This is a genomic window from Aeribacillus composti, assembly GCF_007827555.1.
Lineage (GTDB): Bacteria > Bacillota > Bacilli > Bacillales > Aeribacillaceae > Aeribacillus > Aeribacillus composti.
In genome coordinates, this window is record NZ_VISS01000042.1 from 1 (window position 1) to 20670 (window position 20670).

General features: G+C 38.7%; 19 protein-coding genes, 2 pseudogenes and 1 riboswitch. Of the genes and pseudogenes, 4 read left to right on the forward strand and 17 right to left on the reverse strand.

Features of this window, described 5'->3' with window-relative positions; all coding sequences use genetic code 11:
• Positions 1 to 93: 93 nt before the first annotated feature.
• Positions 94 to 396, forward strand: a pseudogene (locus FB379_RS16935) (transposase); the annotation flags it as partial.
• 234 nt (positions 397 to 630) lie between these two features.
• Here the strand turns inward: FB379_RS16935 and FB379_RS16940 are convergent.
• The 6 genes from FB379_RS16940 to FB379_RS16965 form a co-directional block, all read right to left on the reverse strand.
• On the reverse strand, positions 631 to 1248 hold the full coding sequence (locus tag FB379_RS16940; protein ID WP_327847654.1) for a recombinase zinc beta ribbon domain-containing protein: 618 nt from the start codon (positions 1246 to 1248) through the stop codon (positions 631 to 633).
• Between the two features lie 206 nt (positions 1249 to 1454).
• Positions 1455 to 2849 carry a 23S rRNA (uracil(1939)-C(5))-methyltransferase RlmD gene (gene rlmD, locus FB379_RS16945; protein WP_066247757.1) on the reverse strand — a complete coding sequence of 465 codons (1395 nt, stop codon included), beginning with the start codon at positions 2847 to 2849 and terminating at the stop codon, positions 1455 to 1457.
• Positions 2846 to 3736, reverse strand: a complete 891-nt coding sequence (locus FB379_RS16950; RefSeq protein ID WP_144598477.1) for a DNA-3-methyladenine glycosylase family protein — start codon at positions 3734 to 3736, stop codon at positions 2846 to 2848. Before FB379_RS16950 ends, rlmD begins: the two co-directional genes overlap by 4 nt.
• Before the next feature lie 59 nt (positions 3737 to 3795).
• A complete protein-coding gene (pdaA, locus tag FB379_RS16955; protein ID WP_327856984.1) occupies positions 3796 to 4593 on the reverse strand; it encodes a delta-lactam-biosynthetic de-N-acetylase in 798 nt (265 codons plus the stop codon).
• A 123-nt stretch (positions 4594 to 4716) separates the two neighbouring features.
• Positions 4717 to 6261 carry a fumarate hydratase gene (locus tag FB379_RS16960; RefSeq protein WP_144598478.1) on the reverse strand — a complete coding sequence of 515 codons (1545 nt, stop codon included), beginning with the start codon at positions 6259 to 6261 and terminating at the stop codon, positions 4717 to 4719.
• 147 nt (positions 6262 to 6408) lie between these two features.
• The gene (locus FB379_RS16965) at positions 6409 to 7572 is read right to left on the reverse strand and encodes a pyridoxal phosphate-dependent aminotransferase (protein WP_144598479.1); all 1164 of its coding nucleotides are present in this window, start codon (positions 7570 to 7572) and stop codon (positions 6409 to 6411) included.
• 87 nt (positions 7573 to 7659) lie between these two features.
• Between FB379_RS16965 and FB379_RS16970 the strand changes: the two genes are divergently transcribed.
• A complete protein-coding gene (locus tag FB379_RS16970) occupies positions 7660 to 8442 on the forward strand; it encodes a carbon-nitrogen family hydrolase (protein WP_144598480.1) in 783 nt (260 codons plus the stop codon).
• Positions 8443 to 8508: 66 nt separating this feature from the next.
• Here the strand turns inward: FB379_RS16970 and mtnA are convergent, their stop codons facing one another.
• The 6 genes from mtnA to FB379_RS17000 all read right to left on the reverse strand — a co-directional run bounded on the left by mtnA (position 8509) and on the right by FB379_RS17000 (position 14584).
• Positions 8509 to 9570 carry an S-methyl-5-thioribose-1-phosphate isomerase gene (gene mtnA / locus FB379_RS16975; protein WP_144598481.1) on the reverse strand — a complete coding sequence of 354 codons (1062 nt, stop codon included), beginning with the start codon at positions 9568 to 9570 and terminating at the stop codon, positions 8509 to 8511.
• On the reverse strand, positions 9530 to 10807 hold the full coding sequence (mtnK, locus tag FB379_RS16980) for an S-methyl-5-thioribose kinase (protein ID WP_144598482.1): 1278 nt from the start codon (positions 10805 to 10807) through the stop codon (positions 9530 to 9532). The genes mtnA and mtnK overlap by 41 nt, the downstream gene beginning before the upstream one ends.
• Positions 10808 to 11477: 670 nt before the next feature.
• A complete protein-coding gene (locus FB379_RS16985; RefSeq protein WP_063386759.1) occupies positions 11478 to 12008 on the reverse strand; it encodes a 1,2-dihydroxy-3-keto-5-methylthiopentene dioxygenase in 531 nt (176 codons plus the stop codon).
• A gap of 22 nt (positions 12009 to 12030) precedes the next feature.
• Complete coding sequence (locus FB379_RS16990) at positions 12031 to 12678, reverse strand: methylthioribulose 1-phosphate dehydratase (protein WP_063386760.1); 648 nt, start codon at positions 12676 to 12678, stop codon at positions 12031 to 12033.
• Complete coding sequence (locus FB379_RS16995) at positions 12675 to 13364, reverse strand: 2-hydroxy-3-keto-5-methylthiopentenyl-1-phosphate phosphatase (RefSeq protein ID WP_186439276.1); 690 nt, start codon at positions 13362 to 13364, stop codon at positions 12675 to 12677. Before FB379_RS16995 ends, FB379_RS16990 begins: the two co-directional genes overlap by 4 nt.
• Entirely contained in the window at positions 13361 to 14584 is a 1224-nt protein-coding gene (locus FB379_RS17000) for a 2,3-diketo-5-methylthiopentyl-1-phosphate enolase (RefSeq protein ID WP_144598483.1), read from the reverse strand. The genes FB379_RS16995 and FB379_RS17000 overlap by 4 nt, the downstream gene beginning before the upstream one ends.
• Before the next feature lie 78 nt (positions 14585 to 14662).
• Positions 14663 to 14768, reverse strand: a riboswitch (SAM riboswitch).
• A 364-nt stretch (positions 14769 to 15132) separates the two neighbouring features.
• On the opposite strand from FB379_RS17000, the gene FB379_RS17005 reads away from it, so the two are divergent.
• Positions 15133 to 15717: a hypothetical protein gene (locus FB379_RS17005; RefSeq protein WP_144598484.1), complete on the forward strand. Its 585-nt coding sequence runs from the start codon at positions 15133 to 15135 to the stop codon at positions 15715 to 15717.
• Entirely contained in the window at positions 15717 to 15971 is a 255-nt protein-coding gene (locus FB379_RS17010; RefSeq protein ID WP_242009363.1) for a BREX system ATP-binding domain-containing protein, read from the forward strand. Before FB379_RS17005 ends, FB379_RS17010 begins: the two co-directional genes overlap by 1 nt.
• 248 nt (positions 15972 to 16219) lie before the next feature.
• On the opposite strand, the pseudogene FB379_RS17015 reads toward FB379_RS17010, so the two are convergent.
• The 5 genes and pseudogenes from FB379_RS17015 to FB379_RS17035 all read right to left on the reverse strand — a co-directional run.
• Positions 16220 to 17374: pseudogene (locus tag FB379_RS17015) on the reverse strand (IS3 family transposase); the annotation flags it as partial.
• Between the two features lie 65 nt (positions 17375 to 17439).
• Positions 17440 to 17862, reverse strand: coding sequence for a DUF4304 domain-containing protein (locus tag FB379_RS17020; RefSeq protein WP_144598486.1), 423 nt, complete (start codon positions 17860 to 17862; stop codon positions 17440 to 17442).
• Positions 17863 to 18007: 145 nt separating this feature from the next.
• On the reverse strand, positions 18008 to 18844 hold the full coding sequence (locus tag FB379_RS17025) for an SAR2788 family putative toxin (RefSeq protein ID WP_144598487.1): 837 nt from the start codon (positions 18842 to 18844) through the stop codon (positions 18008 to 18010).
• 38 nt (positions 18845 to 18882) lie between these two features.
• Positions 18883 to 19527 (reverse strand): hypothetical protein, encoded by a 645-nt coding sequence (locus FB379_RS17030; RefSeq protein ID WP_144598488.1) that lies wholly within the window; start codon positions 19525 to 19527, stop codon positions 18883 to 18885.
• A 39-nt stretch (positions 19528 to 19566) separates the two neighbouring features.
• The gene (locus FB379_RS17035) at positions 19567 to 20478 is read right to left on the reverse strand and encodes a S8 family peptidase (RefSeq protein WP_144598489.1); all 912 of its coding nucleotides are present in this window, start codon (positions 20476 to 20478) and stop codon (positions 19567 to 19569) included.
• Positions 20479 to 20670: the final 192 nt, after the last annotated feature.

Sequence of the window (20670 nt, forward strand, 5' to 3'; positions counted from 1 at the left end):
TGGTGGCCCCGATGAGGGGGATTGCGAACCTACGTTCCCAACCCCCTCATCGGGGAATTCTAAGAATTTCTCCCACAAACATTTTACTCACACAAACAAGATATCACCGAGGTTTTCCGTACGCATTTAGAAACGGCAGTGAATACGTTACTTGCGACAGAACTAACATTCTTTTTAGACTTCGAAAAGTACGATCGTATCGGCTTTAACTCAGGTAATTCGCGCAATGGTTCTTATTCTCGTAAGTTACACACCGATTTTGGTGACCTAAATATCCGACACGTGATCTAATGGCGAGTTTAAACAACAACCGTGGCTCCATATAAGTGCTCAAACGATACGCTTGGAACAACCGTCATTCTTTTGTTTCAAAAAGACATCACAATGACTGAAATTTTATATTTGCCTCATTTTGGGAAATCCTTAATAACACCATTTTTTAATCGAATAAATAATAATTTTGTTTATCTTGCTCATGATGATGGTTGGTTTTGTAAATTATATTGTAATGACATTCTATAGTAATAAAAGGTCCATGGACATGTTTCCCAAACAGGCAAATTAGGCAGACATCAATTCTATCAACTCGAGCCATGTTGAATGTGTGTCGCAGATAGTTTTGAGGAAAAATTAAGCAGAAAGAGCCGAAAATCTGTAAAAGATTTTCGGTGTTCCATCTGCTTTTATTTCAATTCTTCTAACAAATCGGTGTAGCATTTCCTCTGTTAAATCATTGAACAAAAGGTATTTGTCTAACTCGGCTTTTAGCTTAGCAATTTCCTCATGGATATTTTTACTTTCCAATGAGTGTTGTAATTCAGTCTTTTGAGCAGACAGTCTTTTCAATTCTCTATTGATTTCTTCAATAGCCCGTTGATAATCAGCTTTAGTAATGATTTCATTTGCTAACAGGTTGAGAAATTTACTTTTTCTTTCAACTAGCCGTTTCATTTCCCTTTCAATGCTAGCTAGCTTTTTGTTCGTCGTTTTCTCGGCTCTCACCGTTTGTTGTTCTAGTTTCTTTATTAAACCTTCTTTACTGATTTCCCTTGCGTATTTTTTTAGATCAGAAAGGATAATTGATTTAAGGCCACTTTCTTTAATAGCATGGTGACTACATTTTTTGCTTCCATGCCTACCGTATCCCCCACATATATATCCCTTTCGATTTTGTCTGTACCACATGCCTGTTCCACAGTCTGCACAAAAAGCAATATTAGTAAATAAATGCTTTTTAGGAGCAGTTATGTCCTCTTTCTAATTTTCATTTATGCTTGTACAGCTTCAAAATCTTCTCTAAGATAATGGCAGAGTGGGAGTTTGATACAATTACTTGATTTTCAGCAGACACTTTCTTTCTCCCTTTTATTGAACGGATAGAAGTAGATAACAACCAAAATGTTAAAATTTACCACAAGCTTACGCCGATTTAGTGTGTAAAAGTTTAAACACGCTCAATCATTTTTTAACACTAGCCGTGAAACACACTCCACATGCGCCGTGTGCGGGAACATGTCGACGGGCTGGATGTATTCGACTTTGTACAAGCTGGAAAGAAATTGAATGTCTTTTGCCAGGGTGGACGGATTGCATGAGACGTAAACGAATCGTTTTGGCTTCACTTTTTTGATTGTTTTGAGAAACGCTCGGTCGCAGCCGGTGCGGGGAGGGTCGACGACGACAACATCTGGGCGCCAGCCTTCTTTTGCCCATTTTGGCATCCATGTTTCTGCTTTGCCTGTGACATATGTTGCATTTTTGATCCCGTGTTTTTCGGCGTTTTTTTTCGCGTCACGGATGGATTCTTCAATGACATCCATTCCTCTGATTTCTGCTGCATCCTTTGCCAGCCACAAGCCGATCGTGCCGACGCCGCAATAGGCATCTACGATTTTTTCGCTTCCTGTTAAACCTGCTGCTTTTTTGACTTCGTCATAAAGTTTGACCGTTTGCACCGGGTTAAGCTGGAAAAAAGCGCGGGCGGAAAGTTCAAAGGAAAGGTCGCCCAATGTTTCTTGGATGACTTCTTCACCTTTTAACAAAACCGTTTTGTCGCCGAAAATCAGCGATGTTTTGCTTCCATTTATATTTTGCATGACTGATTTTACTTCCGGCGCGCGCTTCATGATCTCCGCTGCAATCAGTTCTTTTCGCGGCAATTCTTCCCCTTTTGTAATGAGGACGACTTGCACATGGTTCGTCTGAACTCCGGCGCGTACAACGATTGTGCGAACGATGCCCGTCCGTTTTCGCTCATGGTAAATCGGAATGTGAAAATCCTCCAGTACTTGTTTTACCGTTTGGGTAATTTTATCTGTCAGCGGGTGCTGGACCATGCAAGAGTGAATTGGAACAAGCTTGTGTGAATTCGCACCATACAGGCCCGCTATCACTTGCTGTTTTTCATTTCCGAGCTGAAATTGACTTTTATTGCGGTAATGCCAAGGGTCGTCCATACCGATTGTCGGACGGATGTCGAGGGTGTCAACCTCTAGGTTCGTATGGCGCTCAAGCGCTTGAATGACAATGTCCCGTTTGGCAGCAAGCTGCTGTTCATATTGCAAATGCTGCAATTGGCAGCCTCCGCATCGGTCATAATAGATGCAGGGCGGTTTCACACGATGAGGGGATTTTTTCCGTATTTTTTTAATAACGGCTTCTGCATAATTTGGTTGAATATTCTCTGCTTGAACGACCACTTCTTCCCCGGGCAAAGCTCCCGGGACAAAGACGACTTGTTTCTTAAAATACCCGACACCTTCTCCGTTAATGCCAAGCCGCTTAATGGTCAGCGGAAATTGCTGTCCCTTTTGAATCGTCACAGATACCGATCTATTTTTTATCTTCATTTCGCTTCTCCCCGTCTCTTTTCGATGCTTCGCCATAAATAAAAAGCTGCATAGCTTAAATAAGGAGCCCACTCGCGGCTGTAGTTTTCCATTTCTTCTTTTGTCGGTTTCTTTTCCAGTTGAAAATAATGCTTGACCGCATTTTGCAAGCCGATATCAGCAGCAGGAAACAGATTCGGCCTGCCTAGCCCAAATAAAAGAAAATTTTGCACCGTCCACGGGCCGATGCCGCGCACTTGAACCAATTTTTTCATAATGTCATCATCGCTCCATTCATGGAAGGCCTGAAGCGGCAGTGCTCCTTCTGCAATCAGTCTGGAGGTATCAATAACATATTCCGCTTTTCTCATGCTGAATTTCAGCGCCCGCAAATTCTCATAATTCAATTTGGCTACTGTTTCCGGTTTGGGATAAAACCATACATTATCTACTTTAAAACCAAAAGTTTGCACAAAAGCGGTCGTCAACTGATAGGCAAATGATAAATTTAATTGCTGATGAATAATGCATTTCATTAAACAAGCATACGGATGAAAATCTAACACGAGCGGCGTCCCTTCATGCTCTTGAAAAAGCGGAGCAAGGTTGGTTTGCAGGAAATGATCTTGAACGGTTTTAAGCGAATTCTTCCATTGAAATATGCGTGTCAGCTCATGGATGGCTCGTTCTTTTTGTTCATCCTGTTCCCCTGATATTTCAAATACTGGGTTTTCCTTCGATCCGATTGCTTTTACAGCGGCAACAAAAGGTTCTTCTTTTTCACTATAAAGAGGAACAAGGACGGTTCGCTTGTGCACGTCCACCTTGTTCAACGGATCAAGTGAAAGACGCTCTAACACGCGGTCGAAGTCATACGGCGGCGCCGCTTTTATCGTCACATTCCACATGTTTTTACCGACCTTTATCGTATTTTTTCGGAGCTATTATATCACATAATCCGCTTCTATTAATAAAGAAATGGACTTTCAAACATTTTCTCCATCACTAGATCGTCTAAACTTTTAAAAGTATAGCCTTGCTGTTTTAAAGTTTTAATCGCTTCATCAAGCGCATCAGCGTTGTCTTTTGATACGGTGTGCAGCAAAATGATCGCGCCCGGATGAATTTGATTGATAATGTTGTCGTATGCATATCGCCAGCCTTTTTGTTCATTCACCTTCCAGTCGACAAATGCAAGCGACCAAAAAATATTGCGATAACCGTATTTTTCGGACAATGCAAGTGTGCGTTCGCTAAAAATGCCCCTTGGCGGTCTCACATATACTGTTCCTTCTTGGCCTGTAAGCTCCTTTACTTTGTCGCTGACGGCATCAAGCTCCTTCTTTATTTTATCAGCACTTATTGTCGTCATATCAGGGTGACTCCATGAATGATTGCCGACAATATGCCCTTCTTTCACCATTCTCTTTACAAGATCAGGGGCTGTTTTTAAATAATGGCCTGTTACAAAAAACGTCGCATGTACATCGTGCTTTTTCAGTACGTCCAAAATTTTCGATGTATAGCCGTTTTCATAGCCATTATCAAACGTTAAATAAATCTCTTTTTTGCTGGGATCTCCTAAATAAAACGCTCCATATTTATTTAAAAGTTCATTCCATTCTTTCCCGGCATCAGGAGGCTGATGATTATTGTTTTTTTGAAAACCCCAATGAATCGGGTGATTGCTGACAGCAGCAGAGGCGCAGCTAAAAAAAGAAAAAAATAACAAGACAGAGCAATATAAAATCCGGAAATAATTCAAGCTGTGAATCTCCTTTCCATTATTTTTACTATTAGTCTTTATCCGTTTTTAGGAATTATGCTCCATCTTGATTTCAAAAAAATACCATAGCCAATCATCTGGCTATGGCATTGAGTTTAATATTTAGCTAAATACCGGCTCTTTAAATTGAGAAAGCTTTTCTAATGACGATTTTTCAATGTCTTCATGCAGGCTGTTGCCGTGTGAATCCATTGTGACAACGGCCGTGAAGTCTTTTACGCGCAAATGCCACATAGCTTCTGGAATTCCAAACTCCAGCAAGTCAACACCTTCAACCGCTTCGATGCAATCCGCATAATATTGAGCAGCACCGCCAATCGCATTCAAGTATACTCCGCCATGCTCTTTTAAAGCTTGCAGCGTTTTTTGCCCCATGCCGCCTTTGCCCATTACCGCACGGATGCCAAATTTTTTCATAATATCCCCTTGATAAGGCTCTTCGCGAATGGAAGTGGTCGGCCCGGCCGCTTTCACTTCCCAATTGCCGTTTTCATCTTTTAACATGACAGGTCCGCAGTGGTAAATAATTTGACCGTTTAAATCAACCGGCGCATCATGATCCATTAAATATTTATGGATGGCATCCCTTCCTGTGTAAATGATTCCGTTGATGCGAACAACGTCGCCGACTTTCAGCTCGCGGATTTGTTCTTCTGTAATTGGCGCTTGCAGCGTGATGACACGTCTTTCAGAGTCCGTTGATGCTAAATGTTCTTCTTGTGCAGCATTTTCTTGAAAATCAACATCTTCTCCATCTTGATAAAGCCATTTTATGATTTCACCCGTATTTGGATCGATATGCACGCCTAAACGGCGGAATGCCCAGCAGTTGTATGCGACAGAAACAAAAAAGCTCGCAGGAATTCTGTGCATTGCGCCGACTTTGCAGCCTAATAAAGTGGTTTCCCCGCCAAATCCCATCGTTCCGATGCCAAGCTTGTTTGCATTTTCCATAATATATTCTTCCAATTGCCGCAATTCTTCGTTCGGATTTACGTCATCGACTTCGCGGAATAATTGTTCTTTCGCTAAATCGTACCCCGATGAACGGTCTCCACCGATTCCAACTCCAATGAATCCTGCGCTGCATCCTTGGCCTTGTGCTTGATATACCGCATGCAAAATACATTTGCGGATTCCATCCAAATCTCTGCCGGCTCTTCCCAATCCTTCTAGTTCGCACGGCAGGCTGTATTGAATATTTTTGTTTTCGCAGCCGCCGCCTTTTAATATTAAGCGAACATCCATATAATCTTTTTCCCATTGTTCAAATTTTACGACTGGAAGCCCTTCGCCCAAGTTATCGCCGGAATTTTCTCCAGTGAGCGAATCGACCGAGTTCGGGCGAAGCTTCCCGTCCTTCGTCGCTTGAGCGATCGCTTTTTTTATTGTTTCCTTTATTTGAATTTGATTGATACCGACTGGCACTTTAATTTTAAATGTCGGCAATCCGGTATCTTGGCAGATCGGCGATACATTTTCATCTGCCATTTTAATATTTTCGGTTATCGTGGCCAGCGACATCGCAGCTCTTGTACCAGCATTTTCACGCTGCTTCGCCTTCAAAATAGCGCGGCGGACATCCTTCGGCAATTTTGTAGACGTTTCCACAATTAATTGATACATACTCTCATATAATTTTTCCATCCCGCTTATCCCCCTTACATTCAGTCAAAAAACTCCCACTTAACACAATTTTTATTATACTTCTTTTAATTTTGATTGGAAAGGCATTCACGTGCTGATCATTTTTTTAGGGGGATAAGGAGAGTGTTTCAACATTCATTGCAGCAGTTAAAAAAGGTTCAGCTTGCGAATTCTATCAACCGCTTCTAAAAGCCTGCTCTCATCAACTAATAAACCAACGCGTATGTATCCTTCTCCATATTGCCCGAAGCCGTTTCCTGGCGCAACGGCGACATCTGCTTTTTCAAGCAAATAATCGGCAAACTCTTCGCTAGTAAATCCTTTCGGAACAGGGAGCCAGGCAAAAAATGATCCTTTCGGAGCTTGGGCGTTCCAGCCAATTTGCCGAATAGCATTGATAAACGTATTTCGCCGTTTTTCATAAAGGGAGACAAGCTCCTCTACACACGACTGATCGCCTGTTAATGCGGCAGCTGCTGCTAATTGTATTGCTGGAAAAAGGCTGCAATATAAGTGATCTTGAATAAGATTAATACTTTCAATGATATTCTGGTTCCCTACAGCAAATCCAACGCGCCAGCCGGCCATATTGTAGGTTTTCGACAATGTGTACATTTCAATGCCGATGTCCTTAGCTCCTTCCGCTTCAAGAAGGCTGGTCGGTTTTTTGCCGTCAAAGCCGATCGCACCGTACGCAAAATCATGGACAACGGAAATTCGATGCTTCTTTGCAAACGTAACCGTTTCCTCAAAAAACTTAAGATCGGCCGTTGCTCCTGTCGGATTGTTCGGGTAGTTTAAATACATCAATTTTGCCGCTTCTTTATCCTCCAACGGAATGGCGTTGTAATCAGGTAAAAACCGATTTTCTGCCAACAGCGGGAACGTTTTAAATTGAGCCCCGGCTAAAACAACGCCTGATAAATAGTCTGGATAACCCGGGTCGGGCAATAGCATTAGATCTCCTTCATTTAATAGGCACATCGGCAATTCAACAAGTCCAGTTTTCGTACCGAATAAAATCGCCACTTCTTTTTCCGGATCTATATCGACACCGTATTGTTTCTTATAATATTCACTAGCCGCATGTTTTAACTCAATCAGACCTGAAAATGGTGAATATTTATGTGTTTTCGGGTCTTCTGCTGCGGTTTGCAGCGCTTTGACGATATGCGGGGGAGTCGGCTGGTCAGGATTTCCTTGTCCTAAATTAATAATATCTCTTCCTTCAGCTACAGCGTTATTCACTTTTTTCACAAGGGCAGAGAAAAATTGTGTTGGAAGCTTTTTTAAACGTTCTGAAATCTCCACTCTAATCCACCTTTTTTTATAAAAATAGTTGAAATTATCATAAAAATTCTATAGTCTTTATATAAAAATGTCTAGGGGCTGAAAATCATGAAAGTTGCTTGTATACAAATGAATATCATTTTAGGCGAACCGGACCAAAACTATGAAATCGCTCAAAAAAATATAATAGAAGCAGCAAACCATCAAGCGGATACAATTGTTTTGCCTGAAATGTGGAATACAGGATACGCCCTTGATCAGCTTGATGAGCTTGCAGACAAAAATGGAGAAAAAACAATTGAGCTGCTGACATCCCTTGCTAAAACATATCATGTCAATATTGTCGGCGGTTCAGTTGCAACGAAAAAAAACGGACAATTTTTTAATACCATGTACGTTGTCGACCGATTCGGAAATATCACCGCTGAATACGACAAAGCCCATCTGTTTAAATTGATGGATGAGCATAAATTTATGAGTGCCGGCCAAAAAGTAAATATATTTGAGCTGGACGGCATCACTTGCGGCGGTGTTATTTGTTATGATTTGCGTTTTCCGGAATGGATTCGCACCCATGCATTAAAAGGTGCAAACATTATGTTCATTCCTGCCGAATGGCCGAAAAAGCGAATTGACCATTGGCAATTGCTTCTCCAAGCACGGGCAGTTGAAAATCAAATGTTTGTTGTAGCAGTAAACCGGGTCGGAGCGGATCAAAATAATGAATTTAATGGACACTCAATGGTCATTGCCCCTTGGGGCGAGCTTCTTGTTCATGATCAAACAGATGAAGGAATTTTTTACGCCCAACTGGATCTTCAAGAAATTGACCGTGTAAGAAAAACCATTCCTATTTTTCAAGACAGACGTCCGGAATTATATTTCGAATAAAATTTTACACCCCTTAAAAGAATGTGAAAGCATTCCCTTTTAAGGGGTTTTTGTATGAAAAGGCAATTAAACGCTTTTCATGTGTTTTAAACTTTTTGTAAAGGGTGGATAGGCAATCCCTTTTTCTGTAATAATTGCCGTAATGAGTTCATGATCGGTCACGTCGAATGCCGGATTATATGTTTGCACATTTTCCGGCGCCATCGGTTTTTCATACCATTTTGACGTGATCTCCTCTGCTTTTCTCACTTCGATCGGTATTTGTTCCCCTGTCGAACAATCTAAATCGATTGTTGAAAGCGGAGCACAAACATAAAACGGGATTCCATAATATTTTGCTAAGATTGCCACTCCGGAAGTTCCAATTTTATTGGCAGTATCTCCGTTTGCGGCAACTCGATCACACCCGACTAAAACCGCTTGTACTTTTCCCTCCTTCATCACAATGGATGCCATGTTGTCACAAATTAACGTTACATCCACACCAGCTTCCTGCAATTCCCATGCAGTTAGACGTGCACCTTGAAGAAGCGGTCTTGTTTCATCTGCAAAAACTTTGAAATGGTAGCCTCTTTCTTGGCCTAAGTAGATGGGAGCTAACGCAGTCCCATATCTCGCCGTCGCAATTGTTCCTGCATTGCAATGGGTCAGAAGACCCCAGCCGGGTTTTAATAATGACAGGGCATGCTCCCCGATCGAATAACAGACTTGCTCATCCTCATTACGGATATGTTCTGCTTCTTCCTTCAGTGCGTTTTTAATTTCCTCGATGCTTTTGTCTTTTTCTACTTTGAGTCTATCCTCCATGCGATCTAAAGCCCAAAATAAATTCACTGCTGTCGGCCGCGATGAAGCCAAATACTGTTTGATTTTTTGAAAATCATCCAAAAGCTGTTCATAAGTCGACGCTTTTGATTGCTTCGTGCCTAAATAAACACCGAATGCAGCAGCAATTCCGATCGCAGGCGCTCCTCTAACCTTCAGATGGTAAATGGCCTCCCATATTTCTTCTGGAGTAGAAAGATGCAGAAATACTTTCTCATTCGGCAATAGCGTTTGGTCGAGTATGATCACCGTATTGTTTTCATCATCCAGTTGTACGGATTGAATGGCTTTTACTGCTGTCATAAAACTTTTCCCCTTCAATAAATTTGCGGACACTTTGTAATAAAACATTCACAAAGTCGTCGCCTGTACGAATGTTTGCCCGTTCAAGAATAAAGGTTTTACCAGCTGTTAAACAAATTTTTTCAGCCAAAGCTCGGGATTCTTTATTTTCAATTGACGTGATGTCTTTTACATGGGCGATCCCAATAATTCTTCTGCATAATTCAAGTCCAGCAGCGGCTGAGGCATCCTCAAGGATGGAATTTAAATACCATTCTTTAAAACTAGGTGCACTTGCAGTTCTTTCTTTTATATTCTCATCCCAAGCATGTAAAAATTTTTTTGTAAACAGCTCTATTACGTCTGAGATTGTTTGTTGAATATATTGCAAGTAGTCTTCCTTTGTTTCTTGATCTTCAATTGTAAAGCTTGCATTTACATAGGCGAAAATAAGGTTTGCAATCACATTCCCAATATCGAACCCAGCAGGTCCATAAAAAGCAAACTCAGGATCGATTATTTTTGTTGAATCTTCCTTTATAAAAATGGAACCGGTATGAAGGTCGCCGTGGAGGAGGGACTGTGCTTTTGTCATAAAATCAAACTTCAGTTTAGCTGTTTCCAATGCAAGCTTTGAATCATTCCAAATTTCTTCACGGATGAATTCTCTCGTTTCTGGAAATACATCATTTTGCTCACAATCGTAAAAAGGTTCTGTATACACGAGATCTTCTGTTATTTCACATAATTCTGGGTTTGTAAATTTTTGCACCAATGCTTTCTTCTCTTTATGATCGATAACGGCATCTGAAGTAAGCAATAAGGTGTTGACAAGAAACGTTGTAATATGGTCGGCAAACAAAGGAAATTTTTTATGTTTTAAAAGAGCTGTCCTCATAATTTCATGGTCAGATAGATCATCCATCACACAACAATTCATAATCGGATCATACGAATAAACCTTAGGTACAAATCCAGGCGCTAATTCCCCTTGCAGCTTCAATGCTTCGCTTTCAATCCGATTGCGATCTGGCGAAACTTTAAAGGCGTCTGAAATACGCGCAACCGGACCAGCTTGTTTAATAATGACAGACTGGCCGCTATTTTGATCAACGACACGAAATACATAATTTAAGTTGCCATCGCCAATCTCTCGACATTCCAATTCTGCGTTTTGTTCAAAAATATCGAGTTTTTTCTGTACATATTCGATGACATCTTGCTCAGTCATCGTAAAATATGTTGTAAAATCCTTCAAAAAAATTCCCTCCTCTATCTTTGTTTGTCATAAAGTGAAAAAAGAGTCTTTCATAATATCCATTCACAATATGGGGACGACATTATTACAAGACCACTTCGTCACCTGCTTGTAAAAGCCGATTTCGGCAAATGCTCCAAATGGATTCGGATTTCTAGATCCAAAGCAGCCGCCGCATCCATTAAATAGAGGGGGCTGTCTATAAGTCGATTTTCCGGCTTATAGACGCCCCTTTAATGTTTTAGAAACGTTGATATATCAATGCTTATGATGTTTCGTTTTCAGTGGATTTTGTCTTTCTAAGACAGCCCCTTCCTAAAAATATAAATCTGCATCATTTATTCTTGATTTTCCCCATCCCGCCATAATACTTGATAAATTATCTGTGTTTACTTGGTTTTCAAGTGAAACTATATCCTCTTGTAACATAAGACAAGCCTATTTTTGTGGTGCTCTTTTAGCTGCAAGCTTCTTCGCAAAAATGTGTAAACCTATTAAAACCGGGTCAGCAGCCGCTGTGGTATTTTCATAGTTTCTTTGCATTCAGGAACATTGTTCACTGAGCTGGATGAATTGTGTATCCGAAGAGCAGCCAGTTATATGAAAAAGATGATGTTAAGCTTGCAGCTGTGAATGTTTAAAGCCGCTTTTTCATAAATTTTTTGTAAACTTAATTTACTTCTTCTTTTTCGTAAACTGGCACCCAGCCTTCTTCTGTCACAAAGATGCGGATCGCAACAACTTTTCGGTCATCAGCTAATGTGAAATAGTGGCGTCTGCCCTCTGGAACAGAAATAAGGTCTCCCGGATTAAGATGCACTTCAAAAAATTTCCCGTCCTGTCCTTGAATAACAAAAATTCCATGGCCGCTTACAATAAAGCGCACTTCATCATCTGTATGATGATGTTCACGCTGAAAATTTTTCAGCAGCTCTTCAAGGTTTGGCGTATGATCTGCTAAAGAAATGACATCCCAAGCTTTGTAGCCGCGTCTTGCTGAAATATCTTTAATTTCATTTTCAAAAGATTGTAAAATCGTTTGTTTTTCCTCATCATTTAAAAGATATTTCTCTTTTAAATGCTCTGGTAATTTGGCAATATCCCATTGCTCGTAAATAACACCTTGTTGATTTAAAAATGAAATCACTTCCTCTTGATTGCTGATAACTTCGTTTGTTCCTTGAATTTTAATCGTTGTCATGTAAAATACCTCCTTAAAATGTTTAATTATTTAAAGCTCCTGTACTCGCAAGGAGACCGGCTTTTGCTTGAATAAGAGCAAGCTGATACTGAAATAAAAATTCACAAGCTTCTAAAATTTTCTTCGCTTCAAAGCCATCTTTTCCCCATACAGTAATTCCGTGGTTGCGAATAAGAACTGCCCCTTTATCCTCCTTCACGAAATCGCCCAAAGTGCTTGCTAATGTAGGAATATGGGCATAATTATAAATAATCGGAATCTGTAATTCTGCATCTTCCTCCCAGCGGTCAAACGCTTTTATCAGTTCTTGTCCTTGAAATACAATTTTCCCAGCGTCACCATAAAGTTCGGAGATGACATTATTTGCAACCGTATGTACATGCAGGCTGCAGCCGGCTTTGCTTCTTTTATATATTTCGCAATGCAACAGCGTTTCTGCCGAAGGCTTCAGCTGTGTTGCGCCTACAGGATTTCCTTCTCCATCTACAAGCAAAAAATCTTCCTTCGTTTTTTTTCGTTTGTCTTTGCCGCTTGCGGTCACAAGAAACTGAAGCGGGGAATCTTGAACTTTTATGGCTAAATTGCCGCTTGTCCCCATAAACCAATCCCTCGCAGCAAGCTCCTCTTTAATCTCCGCAAGCTCATGAACACGAGTTAAAACGACACTCATTTTGCGCCACCTTTTTCTTCTATGAAATTTGTTTTGTTTATTGTCTTCTCTAAAATGTCAATACAGTCGTAAAATGTTTCGAAAGATTGATAAGGAATAGAAAATTCTTGACATTTTTTTGATAAATAATCACGTGCAATAACTGTATCTGCAATCTTCGCGGCTTCTAAATCTGTGACGGAATCCCCGATGATGATGGAATGAGTGTCAGCATTTGCAATTTGCCGAATAATTGTCGGTTTGCAGCACCCACAATTTTGGTTGGGACACTTTTCATCACACGTATAAGGCCAATGAATGGTGATCGTTTCTCCGCTAAAATCCGCTTTATTGCAAAACAGTGCGGTAATAGAATCAAAAGGCTGCAACAGCGGTTTAATAAAAAAATCGATTCCGCCGCTGACAATGTATAAAGGAATGTTCATGTTTTTCGCATAATGAACAAAGTCGCGAAATCCTTCCCTTATTTCTGCAGTTTCTAAAATATAGTGAATGATGTCACCCTTTAAAGAAGATGGAAGAAGTGCAAACATCTTGCCGACTCCTTCCTGAATACTAATCGACTGGGAAAGGACGCCATCCTTCAATTGCTCCCACTCTTTTGGAGCGAAACGCTTCATGATGCTAACGATGTTATCTTTTTTTGTCACCGTTCCATCAAAATCACAAAATATTACTGGCTTCAATTGGACGGTGCCTCCTTCCATCCCCAGAGCCGAATTGCTTCTTGTAATTCTATGTCTTCAGCTGCTTCATTAAGGGGAACACCCCGGGAAACAGCGTCAACTGCCTGACGGAAAGCTTTTCCTCCACCCTGAGCACCTTGCGGGTGACCGTGAACACCGCCTCCTGCATTAATGACACAATCTTTTCCAAAATCATGAATTAAAATGGGAACAAGACCCGGGTGAATGCCAGCAGATGGAACAGGAAAAACTGGTTTTAAAACTGATTCCTTCACCAATTCTTCTTTCACTTTTAAAACTTTGTCACGCTCCAATGCAACGCTGCCATATGGTGAAGGGAACAACGAAAAATCTGCTCCAGCAATTCTTATCAATTTTCCAAGCAATAAGGAATGAGAGAGCCCATATTTTTCGGATGAAGTAAACGATCCGCTAAACGCCGGATGAGCCATAATTGGGAGGGCGATTTCATCATCTTCCCTTAATGCTTGCAGCACATCGAGGCCATATGTAAAAACATTAAATAGCAAAATATCGGCACCTAATTCTTTTGCTTTTCTTGCCTTATCTTTCAATTCAAATGTTTTTCCCGTCAAATTGACCGCATACAAAGTTCGGTGCCCTTTTTCTTGATACACGTTATCAAGAACTTTTTTGCCTTCCTTTATTCTTGTTTCAAATGATGTGAGCGAATTTTCAAAAAGTATTTCGTCATCCTTTACTAAGTCGACGCCCCCGAGAGCCTGCTCCCGCAATTGGGCAAGAAGGTAATCCATATCACGTCCAATTACACCTTTAAAGATGCTCATCACTAACGGTCTGTCGTAAACGCCAAGTTTTTCTCGTAACCCCTGAATTCCAAATCGAGGACCTGGAAAATACCGAAAGATCTCATCGTCAAACTGCAAATCTAGTAATTTTATTTCTCCATCTAGTGATAATTTTCCAAAAGTTGTCGTTAAGATGGCAGGAATGTCTTTAGAAAAGTTTTCTCCCGGAAAGCGAATGTGAAGCTGTGCAATCGTTTTGCCGGAGGATGGATCCTCGCCTGTTTCTTTTATCTCAACCACTTGTCCTTTATGCTTTTTTAACTGCTCTTGCACTAAAAGAGGAAGGTCAGTCCACGAACCTACCGTTAATCCAAGAGCAATGCCTTCTGCTTTTTTTTCTAAATCTTCTCGTTTCGCAATGATTTGGTATACTGCTGTTACGTGACCCATTTTTTCAATCCTCTTCATTCAGATTTTTTTATATAAATAAAACCTCTTCAATAAGAAGAGGTTTTTTGTCAAAACAACTTCTTATCTTTCAACATCTCTGTTGGGAGAATTAGCACCGTGCTCATCATATGAGTCGGTTGCCGGGCTTCATTGGGCTCATCCCTCCACCTGCTCTTGATAAGAGTTTTATTATTAACTTTATAATTCTTATTCGTTTACTTGGATTATGCCACTATCCTTCCCCTCTGTCAACACTTTTTTACATCATATTCGATTCAAATTCGCTTACATTTTTCTGATGGCATGCTACAATTATTTAATGGTGCAGTTTACAATTTGAGGTATTTACCGGAACTTGAGGTTGAGCCAAAACAGGAAAGCCTAAAAAAAGAGGACGAAAAAAGAAGGTACAACATCTTTTTAACGTCTTCCGATCGCATCATGCTAGATTACTAGACTTAGAAAAACTGGTTGAATTACGCAATTATAACGTTACTGGTTATCGTGAGACAATTTGTTTCTTGTACCGTTATTGGTTATGTTGCTTTTTGAATGATCCAGAAGAAGCCTTAAAACAAACGCTAACGTTTAATTTACAGTTTAATGAGCCTTTAAGAAGATCCACCAGAAGCGCTGAAAAGGCCTATTATGCACGGAATAACGAAGAAGCAAACCGAATAGCCAGAGAAAAAGGGTATCCTGGCGCTGGATATAATATCAGCAATAAAAAATTAATTGAATGGTTAGATATAACAGAGGACGAACAACGCCATTTAAGCACGATTATAGATGCGAATGAAAAGCGGAGAAGGAAACAAAAACGCCGGGAAATGGGCGTAAAAAGCCGTGAGGAGTATTTAAAAGAACAGCGCAATAAAACGGATAAGAACTTAGAAAAACTTAGACAAGCAATTGAGTTGAATCCTGATTTCTCGAATTACAAATTAGCTAAATTGCTAGGAATAAGTGAATCGTATGTAAGGAAAGGATGTTATATGTTATTTACTGGAACGGATGATTTAATTAAAAACGAGGATCGATCAATTAAAGAACATGATGTTTTATATTCTAGAATTAAACCTTTATCTTCACAAAAAATGGAAGGGTTAGTGGTGTACTTTCAACCCCATTGATGAAATTAAACCGTTTCTCAACTGAACAATTAATAGAAGTTTCATATAAAGTTAGGGAAATCCACGGTATGGTACACAAATGGATACCAGAGACAGTTATTGATGATACATTTATTAAGCAATATGTTGAATCATTTACTGTTGCCTTTGAACAGGAAATCACTGTACTTCCAAGGACATTTTTACGTGAATTTATATTCGTATTAGACGCTGCAAAAGAGGGGAACGATGTCCATTCTCTTTTAAATTATTAGTCCTAGTACTGTAGAAAGAATTAAACTGGATTTAAGTCAGTATTTTGGACACCAATAAGTGAAATTTAATTTTGATCTCATTGACATCGCTTGTCGCTTGACATGGAGCCTCTGCGGGCGTGGTGTTATGCGAAGGGTGAAAGGGGCAATGAATTCTTTCGCATGGCAAATAAGCCTACCACACCCCCACTCCATGTAAAGCGGATGCTTGTAAAATTGTGAAGAGCACTACGCTGCCCTTTGATACTGTCTACTGTTTCTTGTGGCGTCATATAGCCCAGGCAGCTATGAATCCGTTTCCGATTGTACCAGCCTTCTATAAATTCGAATAAGGCTCTTCTGGCAGCTTGAAAGTTCAAATAGTTGATTCTATAGATCTCTTCCTTTTTCAGAATTGCATGGAAAGACTCAATGCAGGCGTTATCGTATGGGCAACCTTTTTTTACTGAAGGAGTGTTTGAACTGCTTCTTTTCCATGTATTCTACAAATTTCTCGCTTGTATACTGGGATCCCAAATCAGAATGCAAGATCAATCCCGGACCTGGACGTTGTGCCTGATAAGCGTTTTCTACTGCCTTTAAAGCCAGTTCAGTCGTCATGTGACGGTCAAAAGCGTAACCAACAATCTTTCTGGAATGTAAATCCATTACGGAAGCCAAGTAGCACCAACCGTCTCTCAAAGTATGAATGTACGTAATATCCGTAACCCATTTCTCGTTGATGGTTGTCGTTGAGAAGTCCTGGTTCAGCAGGTTATCGTGTTCTTCCATCTTGCCCTTATTGGAATGGGGGCGATACTTTTTTCTGATAATGGAATAAATGCCTGCAGCCTTCATCAAATGCTGAACCCGTTTCAGGCTGACTTTGAGCCATTCTTTTTCAAGCATATGGTGGATCTTCGGTTCTCCGTATCTCTGCTTGCTTTCCGTATGGATTTTTCGTATTCTGTCTGTCAGCTCCCGGTTTTCCGTTTTGTTTTTGATTCTGTTTTTTGTTTGGACTGATAGTAGGTACTTCTCGGCACGCCAAGGACCGTACACATGGTTTTAAGGTCATAATGGTGTCTGGCTCTTATCTCGTCAATCATGGATATAACAGTGGTTTGAATCTACTTCTTTGCGAATATGACCATAGCTTTTTTAAAGATTTCGTTTTCCTCTTTCAGCCGATGCAATTCTTTTTGCAGGTTCAGAAATTCTTCCGGGGTAAAAGAGCCCCCGTCATCCACCTTAACCGGTTTTTGTTTTCTGATCCATTTGTAGAATGTCGTTTCAGACAGGCCATATTCGATCAAGATCTGTTTTACTAGTGTTCCAGTTTGATAAAGCTCAACCACCATTTCCTTAAATTCAGCATGATAACGTTTACGTTTTTCGCTTGTGTTACCTATATCAGGACACATCCCTTCGTTAATATTATATTTCACTAAAGGGTGTCCATGAAACTATACTAGCATCAGTAGTTATATTATTTAAAAAGATTCTTAATCCAATTTCTGTCTGACACATGTAATAAACTCAACACTCTTGATGCGACTAAGTCAAAATCTTCTTCATTCTTTGCATCCTCATAGTTAAACCAAGTTTCATTGGATTCTTTTATATTTTCTGTGAGTCTATATCGGTAATCTATACCTACATCGTGTGCAGTCACTTTACTTGGCGGAATTTCTTCTCCCCAACTCGTTGTTACTCCTTCAATTGGGCAAATAGCTAAAACTACAACAAAAGATCCACCATAACGATTAAACTGAAAAGTTATTAAGTCAATATTATCTTCATTTTTCCTTCTAAAATGTGGAAATGAACCTTTAAAACCATGTTCTCTTAAATAAGGAACAACAATCTTTTTTAATGCATTAGTCATATTTAGACGGTCATTGGAAGCCATATTTAGTATTCCTCCAAAAATTCATTTTGTCTTTTATATCTTAATTATATATTATTATTAAAAGAAAGAGGTTCCCATGTGATTCAAAACGAACTAGTACACTTAAAATTCACAATTCTAATTTTAGTGACCTCTAGTCTAAATATTATTTATAAATTTTATAAGGTATTCCTTTAGATTTCAAATAGTTTAGTACAGGTTTACTTGCCCCTGCTTTTCCTGTAGTATCACTTCTAAAGAAATGCCATTTAGCACCTTTTAGTTCCTTCTTTTTGATTAATAAGGCGTCTTTATCAATCTGTTTTCTTATAGTTGAAGTTAACGAAACATAACCAACTTTAGATTCATGTCCAATTCCAGAAGTATCGAGCACGTCTATATATCTACCACCTAAAGGAGTTCTAAAATATTCTTGTTTACTTCTTACTTTTACTAATGTTTCTAAATACTTCTCTCCAGCTCTTCCACTACTAAAAGATAATTTAGCTTTTTTTGCAGCTGATTTTGTAACTTGTTTACCTGATTGTTTGGAAACATACTTAATTGCTCCGCCAATTATACGTACAACAACACTTATTATAGATGCTTTAGCTTCATTTTCAGAGATGGTTATTTGTTCACCAGTATTTTTTTCTATTAAAATAGCTTTAAATTGTTCTTCAGTATTTTCAATTATTTTTACATCATATACTGTTTTTTCAATCTTATCCCCAACATCTAATACGGAACTAACTGTTATATCATTACCTTTTAGATTTGAATCTATAATTAAATCCGTAGCATATTCATCTGTATCAATATCTAATTGAAGTTTGATTCCATTGCTGTCTAGGTTTTGAATAGTAGGTTTAATTTTTTCTGCATTATTACCTAATGAATCTTCTAATTCACTATTGTAACCAGTGAGCAAGTCCGACTTTATTTCTTCTGCAATTTCGGGCTCACTTAAAAGACTATCTACTAACTCTTCGTTACTTAGCAATGTATCTACTGTATTGTCATTTGATGATATAGTATCAACTAATTTTCATCTTCTAAAATAGTTTGCACAACACTATCATTTGTTAATACTTCACTTTTTAGTGTAGGTTCTTCTATAATTGTGTTGACAATATTCTCATTTGCTAATACTTCGTTTACTAAACTAGGATCTTCAGCAATTGTATTGGCAACATCTTCATTTTTTAATACTTCACTTACTAAAGTAGTGTCCTCAGTAATTGTGCTGACAACGTCTTCACTTTGTTCAAGTGTATTGTCATTACTTTCATTCTCTAACACTTCGTTCACTAAACTAGGATTTTCCACAATTGTATTAACAATGTTTTCATTCGTTAATACTTCATTGATTAAACTAGGATCTTCTACGATAGTATTAACAATGCTTTCATTTGTTAATACTTCGTTTACTAGACTAGATTCTTCTTTAATTACGTCTACAACATCACTATTAGAGAAAATTTTTTTTGGTATATCTGGGGTTTGGGTAATCGATTCTACAAATTCTTCAGATGTAAAAAAATCACTAAGTAATTGGTCATACGATTCTGGAAGCTCTGAATCTATAGAATCATTTATTGTTTCAGCAGATACACTACTTGCTATTCCGGAAAAGTTAGATACTATCAAAACAAATGCTATTAAAAGACTTAGAAATTTTTTCATTTTCATATCTCCTTACCTGTAATATCGAAATGCTTTAGATTATTCCTTTATAAGGATTAATCCATTCCCATATTTTTCATCTAATCCTTTAACACCTAAATCGTATCCATAATTCTCTAATTCATTAGTAATGAACTGATAAGCTCCTTCTTTATCTGATATTTCGGAAATTAACAAGGAAATCATCCCCGTAAAATAGGCAGCTGAGAAAGATGTACCATCAAAATTCTCATATTTTCCTTTATTAGTTATAGATTTTAAATTGGTACCTAAAGTGACAAAATCTATCTTTCCTTCTCCAGAAAAGTAGGCTTTGGATAAATCTTTATTTACGGATCCAATTGAAAAAACATTTGAAAGTCCTGCGGGATATTCAACACCAAATCCATATGTATTACCTGCAGCAGATATAACTAGGATATTGTGCTTATTTGCTTTAGTTATAACTTCTTCTAATTCTGTATTTGAATTTTGAAAACCGGAACTTATATTTATTATGTCTACCTCTTCTCTAATAGCCCACTCAATCCCCTTTATCAAATGCTCTAACTGTCCATTTCCATCTTGCCCAAGAAATTGAACATCATATAACTGCACTTTAGGATTTACTCCTATCGTATTTCCAGCAACAATACCAGCAACTGGAGTCCCGTGATTATATTCATCAAAAGTTTTACTGGAATCATTAATTGCATTATAACTTTTAGCTACTTTATCATCTAATTCTTCGTTTCTATTTATACCACTATCGACAATAGCTATTTTTATAATCCGTTTTTTCTCAGTACTTTTATTTCCAATGATTTCTTCAACAGTATATACATAATTATTTTTTTCCACGAAGAATATTGATAAAAAAACAAGTGGCATTAAAAGTAGGAAAATGAATAAAATAACATAACTCTTTTTAAAACATAGTGCATCCCTCCAAATTATTAACAATATTAACATATATTAACATGTGTTTACGTGTAAATAATACTATATAACTGTAGATGAGCAATTTTCATAACAATAATTACCATACCAAAAGAGACAAACAGGGTATCCCTTATGCCACATGGAGCTGTTTTTTGACAACATCAATGGGAATATCTTGCTTCGCTGCATGGTAAATGAACTCGACGAGACTATGCCCTTTCT

Coding starts and splice junctions, on each gene's coding strand:
- FB379_RS17000 (WP_144598483.1), bottom strand. CDS start 14,584: ATGGGTCACGTAACAGCAGTATACCAAATCATTGCGAAACGAGAAGAT.
- rlmD (WP_066247757.1), bottom strand. CDS start 2,849: ATGAAGATAAAAAATAGATCGGTATCTGTGACGATTCAAAAGGGACAG.
- FB379_RS16970 (WP_144598480.1), top strand. CDS start 7,660: ATGAAAGTTGCTTGTATACAAATGAATATCATTTTAGGCGAACCGGAC.
- FB379_RS16985 (WP_063386759.1), bottom strand. CDS start 12,008: ATGACAACGATTAAAATTCAAGGAACAAACGAAGTTATCAGCAATCAA.
- FB379_RS16990 (WP_063386760.1), bottom strand. CDS start 12,678: ATGAGTGTCGTTTTAACTCGTGTTCATGAGCTTGCGGAGATTAAAGAG.
- FB379_RS17030 (WP_144598488.1), bottom strand. CDS start 19,527: ATGAAAAAATTTCTAAGTCTTTTAATAGCATTTGTTTTGATAGTATCT.
- FB379_RS16950 (WP_144598477.1), bottom strand. CDS start 3,736: ATGTGGAATGTGACGATAAAAGCGGCGCCGCCGTATGACTTCGACCGC.
- FB379_RS17035 (WP_144598489.1), bottom strand. CDS start 20,478: ATGTTAATATTGTTAATAATTTGGAGGGATGCACTATGTTTTAAAAAG.
- FB379_RS17010 (WP_242009363.1), top strand. CDS start 15,717: ATGAAATTAAACCGTTTCTCAACTGAACAATTAATAGAAGTTTCATAT.
- FB379_RS17020 (WP_144598486.1), bottom strand. CDS start 17,862: ATGGCTTCCAATGACCGTCTAAATATGACTAATGCATTAAAAAAGATT.
- FB379_RS16960 (WP_144598478.1), bottom strand. CDS start 6,261: ATGGAAAAATTATATGAGAGTATGTATCAATTAATTGTGGAAACGTCT.
- mtnA (WP_144598481.1), bottom strand. CDS start 9,570: ATGACAGCAGTAAAAGCCATTCAATCCGTACAACTGGATGATGAAAAC.